Origin of the sequence: Rhodococcus sp. SBT000017 (genome assembly GCF_003688915.1) — a bacterium.
In the GTDB taxonomy this organism is placed as follows: Bacteria; Actinomycetota; Actinomycetes; order Mycobacteriales; family Mycobacteriaceae; genus Rhodococcoides.
Genome location: NZ_REFU01000001.1, coordinates 811,599 through 818,817 on the forward strand (window position 1 = coordinate 811,599; position 7,219 = coordinate 818,817).

A 7,219-nucleotide genomic window follows, 5' to 3' on the forward strand; every position below is an offset into this window, starting at 1 on the left:
ACGTCATCGAGATTTCAGGTACCACCGTGGCAGTGCTACCCACAACGCGAGGAGAAGGGTCAGAGCGACCAGTGCAGCTACGATGCCGACCATTGGACCTACCACGAAGTCGAACGTGAGAGTGACGACTCCCACCAGTGCGATGCCGAGCATGACCAAGCCGGCGATGGCGAGTCGGTTGCCCACCCGTACGAGTACACCGACTTCTCTGTGACGGAACAGAATTCGGTGCATTCCTACAGGCGCGATCAGCAGTATGGTCGCGATGATCGAGGCGCTCACAGTGATCAGATACACCGTGCGGCCGAACGCAGACAGATCGTCGAAGCGTTGCTGGAACGGCAGGGTCAGCAGAAATCCCGTCAGTAGCTGTACCCCGGTCTGTTCGACGCGCAGTTCCTGGAGCAGGCCGAGCCAGTTGCGGTCGAGTTGCTGAGTAGGCGTCTCTCCCCTGGCTTGCGCGTTCCACTCGGCGTTGGGTGGGTCAGGCGCGTCGGTCACGGACGCTCCTCGAGAGGTACCGGTCCTGTAGTCGGTCGAGGGAACTTCTCGGTTTCGGAGGGACCGAGGTCGGGGTCGAATTTTTCGCCCACGGGATCGGGGGACGTAGTGCCTACCTGATCCGCCAACTCCAATCCCGCACCTGCGTACACGTTGAACGCAATGTCCACACCGTGCTCCTTGGCCCACTGCACTTCGTCGTCGTAGCGAGCCACGGCGGCGACTGTTCCACTGAACCCGGATTCGCGCAGGCAGGCGAGTGCTGTGACGTTGGCACCGTGACGTGGCATCGCGAGCACGGCAATGCGGACCGACTCGGAATGGCGTAGTTGATGCCAGAAATCGAGATCGGTTGCGTCTCCTTCGATGACTCGCAGACCTTGATCGGCGAGGCGACGAATACGAGGCCCGTCGTAATCGACCCCCACCACATCGAGACGGTAGTGATCGGTGAGCCGCTGATAGGCCGCGAACCCGACACGACCCATTCCGATCACGACGACCTCGGCGTCGCCGGCATCCCCGGATCGTTCCTCGGGGTGCAGGCTCTGCTCGTCCTGCTCGGGCAGACGTGTCGCGATCTTCTCGACCATCAGGTGCCCACGGCCGTTCACCAGAGCCGACGCTACGAAACTCAACGCCACGGCGATCGACATCTCGACCAGCCATGCCGGTGCGAGCAGGCCGGTCGTCACTCCTACCGAAACGACGATCAGACCGAATTCGGAGTAGTTCATCAGGCTCAGTCCAGCCAGGAGGGCAGTCCGATATCGCAGCTTCATCATCGCGAACAGCGCCAGATACAGGACGGATTTGAGAGGCAGCAGAAGCACCATGAGCAGGGCGACACCGAGACTGGGTAGGTCCGGCAACCCGGACAGACCGATCGAGACGAAGAAGCCCACCAGGAGCAGTTCCTTGATGTGGAACAGCGATCGTGACAGTTCGGACGAGGCCGAATGCGACGCCAGCAACACGCCGATGACCAACGCGCCCAGGTCCCCCTTGAGTCCGAGGGCGGAGAACAGTGCGTAACCGGGGACCAGCGCCATCACGATGCCGAACAGTGACTGCATCTCACCGTGGCCCAGTCCGCTCCATATTCTTCGGAGGACGCGAGTAACGGGCCACAGCAGTACCAGCGTCAGCGCCCAGGGGCTGGGCAACGTGCCGCTGGTGACGGTCAGAAACACCACGGCAACGATGTCCTGCATCACCAGGACACCGATCGCCACGCGTCCGTAGAGGGCGTGCGACTCCCCTCGCTCTTCGAGGACCTTGACCACGAACACCGTGCTCGAGAACGACATCGCGAAGGCCAGCAACGCAATCGTCGTCAGGCTCTGGCCGGACAACATGGCCATACCAGCGACGGCGGCGAGCCATAGAACGGTGGTACCGACCGCGATGCTCACCACCAGATGCACCGAGGTCGTCAGCCACACCTCCCGGCGCAGCAGAATACGAACGTCGAGCTTGAGGCCGATGGCGAACAACAGCAGCGTCACGCCCAGATCGGCGATCAGCTCGAGCTGGGGCACCTCACCGACGTCGAGTGCATTGATGACGAATCCGGCAGCCAGAAACCCGACCAGGGGAGGTAGCCGTACCACCATGGCGAGCCCGCCCAAACCGAAGGCGATGACGAGGTAGATCGCGGCAATTGTCATGCACGGTCCCTTTGCTGGTGGGCTGCAACCGGATCTCCAACGGATCTTTCGGCATCGGCACATGCCGTCGGAGTGTCCCCAGTATCCCGGCATTCCGGATATTTCACAGCGGACGGCAACCTTCGAGAACGGCGATCGACGAAGTCGACTGGTGACTTCGTCGATCGCCGTGGGCACGATCGACTACCGCGGTCCTTCCGTGCGGAAGGCCTCAGAGCTCGAACTCGGCCGGATCGATTCCGACTGCGAAGCACGCATTGCGCACAGCAGCCTTCTCGTGATCGTCGAAATGGCCGTCGGCGCCGCCGATGATGATGCCGATCTGGATGACGGCTCGGGCCTGGTCGGGCTTCGACTTGAGCTTGCCGATCGTGGCTGTCGCCTCGACCTTCCCGAAGTCGAAGTCTCCTTGGAGCTTGTCGCAGTACCAGTCGAACTTCTGCCGAAGCTCGTCGGGCTCGAACACTCGCAGGGCTTCGTTGCCGGCGATCAAAGATGCCGTCTTCTGGCGCTCGGCAGGATCGATGGTGCCGTCCGCCGCCGCGATCAGGGCACACATTGCCATGCTGCCGTTGGCGAATTCCTTGTTCTTGAACTGGCTGGTCTTGGTCTGCAGCTGGCCGTTCAATTCCTGTGCCTTGGACTTGAGTTGATCCCAGAACGCCATGGAGCTCCTCACTAGGTCGTACCGCCCGCGCAGTCGCGCGGGCCTCGACCATTGTCCATGGAGTCGGTGAACGAGAAAGGAACCCCAGTTCAGCGCAGCCGTTCTGCGTCGTGCGCCTTGGTCAACAGTTCGACGCACAGCCGATGCAGTTCCGCGGCGTCGGCCCCTTCCGTCACCGCCGTACTGACATCCTCGGCGGCACACCGAACTTCGAACGCTCTGTCGGCCGCCGCCGACACCTCCTCCGCGGTCAGCACAACGGCGTCGTCGGGAATCGACGTCCCTTTCGTTGCGCTGCGCTGCTCGTAGGCGCGTTGACGGCACGATTGACGGCAGTACCGCCGCTTACGGCCGGTTCCGGTATCGGCGACCGGGCGCCCGCACCAGGCGCATGTCTGGTCGCGGCGGGTTCTGACGGACATGGTCGTTCAGCCTACTGCGGCCGCGAGGTAAGATCGCCCGATAAGCTGCGCCGATGGGATCGCACCGGGACTCATCGGCCCGGGAACGAACCGACGCGCGGCGACGTTGTAGATCAGTGGGTAGACGGTGTAGTTCGATGTCGACGGATGGCTTCGGCGCACGTACCTACTATCGATGGAGAGGACTTCACCATGGCAGATCGTGTACTTCGAGGTAGCCGGCTGGGAGCGGTCAGCTACGAGACCGACCGTGATCACGACCTGGCACCCCGCCGCGTTGCGCGCTACCGGTGCGACAACGGTGAGGAGTTCGACGTACCGTTCGCCGACGATGCCGAGATTCCCGGAACCTGGGCATGCCGCAACGGCTTGGAAGGGTCGCTGATCGAGGGCACTGCGCCGGAGGCCAAGAAGGTCAAGCCTCCCCGCACCCACTGGGACATGCTGCTCGAGCGTCGTTCGGTCGACGAGCTCGAAGAACTCCTCAAGGAGCGTTTGGACCTGCTGAAGGTGAAGCGCCGCGGCGCATGACAGTCGTCGCTCACTGCACCGCCTGATTGGAAACAATCCGGCGGTGCAGTTTTTTTATGCAATTCGAAACCCAATAGATGTTTTCCCGCGCTTTGTTGCATTCATTGTCGCCCGAACGCGGATTCCAATACGATCGAGTGGCGGCGTGACAGTCCGAGGTGCCATCATCGAGTATCGGTTGTCACACAGGTGGACGATTCGTGAACGGTCGCCGTAACAGTTGTCGGAGAATACCGATAAACAGCAGCACCGGAGTCGAAAAAATCAGGGGGCATTAACTCGTGAGCCAGGATTCTGATCAGCGCTCGACCGACGCTTTGCGCACGGCGGCCTCCGAAGCGGAATCGGAAGGTCATCGCGCAGTCGGCGAGCAGAAACTTGCGGAGTTGAGGCGCGAGTTGGACGGAATCGACGAAGTTCTGCGCGCTGCAATTCGAGACCGCATCGATGTGTGTGTACGTGTTGCACACGTAAAGCGTGAACACGCCATTCCGATGATGCAACCGGGCCGTGTCGGACTGGTGACCGAGCGTGCGAGAGAATTCGCGTCGGCCAATGGGTTGTCTCCCGATTTTCTCGAAGATCTGTACCGATCGATGATCGCAGAGGCATGTCGCGTCGAGGATTCGATCATCGATTCTCCGACGCCCGGGCCCGGCCTCGACAGTGAACGGTAGAAGCACCCGATGACGATCCATACGCTCCTGGTGGACAACTACGATTCGTTCACCTACAACCTCTACAGCCTTCTGGCGGAGGTGAACGGTCGACCGCCGACGGTGGTCAAGAACGACGTCGAGTGGACGTCGCTGGATTTCGACGTCTACGACAATGTCGTGATCTCGCCCGGCCCAGGGCGCCCGGATCTGGAGCAGGACTTCGGGATCAGTGCCCGGGTGATACTCGAGTCCGGTCTACCGATACTCGGTGTGTGCCTCGGGCATCAGGGTCTGTGCCATCTGTTCGGTGGCAGTGTGGATCTCGCGCCCGCACCGATGCACGGCAGGATCACCGACATCACTCACACCGGTGTGGATCTGTTCGCCGGGATCCCGTCGCCGTACTCGGTAGTGCGGTATCACTCACTCGTAGTGACACGCACCCCCGCCGACTTCGAGGAAGTTGCGTGGACGCCCGACGGACTGGTCATGGCCGTTCGGCATCGCAGCAAGCCGATGTGGGGAGTTCAGTTCCATCCCGAGTCGATCAGCACCGAATACGGCCGCGAACTGCTCGCCAATTTCCGCGATCTGACGCTGGCACAGTCGAGCGCATCGAGCGCGTCGCGTACTCAGGATTCGATGTTCACCATCGAAACACGTTCGCTCGACGAGGCTTTCGACTCCGAGCAGGTATTCGAAGCTCTCTTTGCGGATGGCTCGAAGAGTTTCTGGCTCGACGGCAGCGCGGCTCTCGAACCCGACTGCAGATTCACCGTCATGGGCGACTGCTCGGGTCCCCACGCGGAGTACGTGACCTATTCGGTTGCCGAGACCACGGTGACCGTGCAAGGTGCCGACGGTACGACCGAGCGCATTCACTCGACATTCTTCGACTACATCGACGACCGATTGCGAGAGCGGGCCACTCCCCCTCGGCACGACCTACCGTTCGCTTTCGGTCTCGGCTACGTGGGTTACCTGGGTTACGAACTCAAGGCCGACACCGGTGGGCAATTGGTTCATACCGCTGCGACTCCCGACGCGTCGATGGTCTTCGCAGATCGCGCGCTGGTGTTCGACCACGAGGCCGGCACCCTCTATCTGATGGGGTTGGCCACCACCCCCGGGGATCCTGTGTTGGCGCAGTGGTTCGACTCGGTCACCGACACCCTGCATGGCCTGTCCCGAAAGGTTGCCCCGAACGACCGTCCGGGTGTGCCTGCGTCCGGCACTCCCCTGCTCGGAGCCGATCGCTCGCTCGAGCCCCGTTTACGCCACGACCGTGCCCACTATCTCGATCTGATTTCCCAGTGCCTCGCCGAGATTCGCTCCGGTGAGACGTACGAGGTGTGTTTGACCAACACGGCGACCGTAGCCGGTTCCATCGACGCGACCGCCACCTACTCGTACATGCGCGAAATCAATCCAACTCCGTACAGTGCTCTGCTGAAGTTCCCGGAGCTGTCCGTGTTGAGTGCGTCTCCGGAACGCTTCCTGCGCATCGACGCCGACCGCATAGTCGAGTCCAAGCCGATCAAGGGAACGCGTCCCCGCGGGGCCACCGCGGAGGAAGACAACGCGCTCAAGGCCGATCTCGTCGCGAACGAGAAGGACAAGGCCGAGAACCTCATGATCGTGGACCTGGTGCGAAACGACCTCGCCCAGGTCTGCGTGCCGGGGTCGGTGCACGTGCCGAAGCTGTTCGATGTCGAAACCTACGCTCCCGTACACCAATTGGTCTCGACCGTTCGTGGTCGCCTGCGCGACGACGCGTCGGCGGCGGACTGTATCCGGGCTGCGTTTCCGGGTGGATCGATGACGGGAGCCCCGAAGATCCGCACGATGGCGATCATCGACAAGCTCGAAGACGGACCGCGGGGGGTGTATTCGGGTGCTATCGGCTACTTCTCGATCACCGGCACCGCAGACTTCTCGATCGTCATTCGCACGATCGTGGCCACCGAACACGAAGTGACCTACGGGGTGGGTGGCGCGATCGTGGCATTGTCGGATCCCGACGAAGAGTTCGAGGAGACGATGGTCAAGGCTGTGTCGATGCGCCGAGCGCTGACCGGTCGAACAACGAACAGCGGGTAGAGCGCACGCGCTCCACCCGCTGTTCGTTGTTCGTCGGCTCGAGGCCGTCCTGCCCTACGGAGTGGTGAAGTACTCGAACACGGCAGGCTGAGCCTGCGGGTTTCCGTTGGCAGTGCCGATGACCGCGCCGGCGACCGTACCGATGACGGTTCCGATGATGCACCCGGAGATGAAGTTCGGGAAGATCGACACACAGCCGATGGCGAAACCGAGGCCTGCGCCGATCGCCGTGCTGACACCGCCGCCGTTGTTCCAGCCGATCGCGAGCTGGTTGACCATGTTGTCGAATGCCTGCTGCTTGGTCCGCGGACCTGCGACCTCGGCGACGGGAACCGTCTGCGGAGTCAAAGTCAGTTCGCGACCCTCGGCACCGATCAGCGGTGCGATCGAGTAGACGGTGCCGTTGATGGTGTATTCCAGCGGAACAGATGCAAGCGTGGTGCCTGCCTGGTCGATGACGGACACGGTCTCGCTCGTGGCGTCGACCCGGAACAGTCCGGCATCGAGGATGGTGGTGACCGTTCCGTCGGGGTTGACCGACGTCTCGTAGTTCACCGGGTCCGACGACGGGTCTGCTACAGCATGGCCCGCTCCGGTGGCCACCGCAGCGGTCAACGCCACCGCGACCGTTGCTGTTCTGATCAGTTTCACTTCTGTCCCCTGGTGGTA

8 protein-coding genes are annotated in these 7,219 nt (G+C 62.1%); 3 read left to right on the forward strand and 5 right to left on the reverse strand.

Annotated elements, in window-relative coordinates; translation table 11 throughout:
• Positions 1–3 precede the first annotated feature (3 nt).
• The 4 genes from AYK61_RS03605 to AYK61_RS03620 all read right to left on the reverse strand — a co-directional run bounded on the left by AYK61_RS03605 (position 4) and on the right by AYK61_RS03620 (position 3,260).
• Positions 4–501, reverse strand: coding sequence for a DUF6328 family protein (locus AYK61_RS03605; protein WP_121869843.1), 498 nt, complete (start codon positions 499–501; stop codon positions 4–6).
• Complete coding sequence (locus tag AYK61_RS03610) at positions 498–2,171, reverse strand: cation:proton antiporter family protein (protein WP_259467921.1); 1,674 nt, start codon at positions 2,169–2,171, stop codon at positions 498–500. The genes AYK61_RS03605 and AYK61_RS03610 overlap by 4 nt, the downstream gene beginning before the upstream one ends.
• Before the next feature lie 211 nt (positions 2,172–2,382).
• Positions 2,383–2,838, reverse strand: coding sequence for a tellurite resistance TerB family protein (locus AYK61_RS03615; protein ID WP_032398482.1), 456 nt, complete (start codon positions 2,836–2,838; stop codon positions 2,383–2,385).
• Between the two features lie 89 nt (positions 2,839–2,927).
• The gene (locus AYK61_RS03620; RefSeq protein ID WP_121869844.1) at positions 2,928–3,260 is read right to left on the reverse strand and encodes a hypothetical protein; all 333 of its coding nucleotides are present in this window, start codon (positions 3,258–3,260) and stop codon (positions 2,928–2,930) included.
• A gap of 192 nt (positions 3,261–3,452) precedes the next feature.
• On the opposite strand from AYK61_RS03620, the gene AYK61_RS03625 reads away from it, so the two are divergent.
• From AYK61_RS03625 to pabB, 3 genes are all read left to right on the forward strand, one after another.
• A complete protein-coding gene (locus tag AYK61_RS03625) occupies positions 3,453–3,791 on the forward strand; it encodes an RNA polymerase-binding protein RbpA (protein WP_027497120.1) in 339 nt (112 codons plus the stop codon).
• A 281-nt stretch (positions 3,792–4,072) separates the two neighbouring features.
• Entirely contained in the window at positions 4,073–4,468 is a 396-nt protein-coding gene (locus AYK61_RS03630; protein ID WP_237668972.1) for a chorismate mutase family protein, read from the forward strand.
• Positions 4,469–4,477: 9 nt separating this feature from the next.
• Positions 4,478–6,550, forward strand: a complete 2,073-nt coding sequence (pabB, locus tag AYK61_RS03635) for an aminodeoxychorismate synthase component I (protein ID WP_121869845.1) — start codon at positions 4,478–4,480, stop codon at positions 6,548–6,550.
• A 54-nt stretch (positions 6,551–6,604) separates the two neighbouring features.
• On the opposite strand, the gene AYK61_RS03640 is transcribed toward pabB, so the two are convergent.
• Positions 6,605–7,201 (reverse strand): hypothetical protein, encoded by a 597-nt coding sequence (locus AYK61_RS03640; RefSeq protein ID WP_121869846.1) that lies wholly within the window; start codon positions 7,199–7,201, stop codon positions 6,605–6,607.
• Positions 7,202–7,219 lie beyond the last annotated feature (18 nt).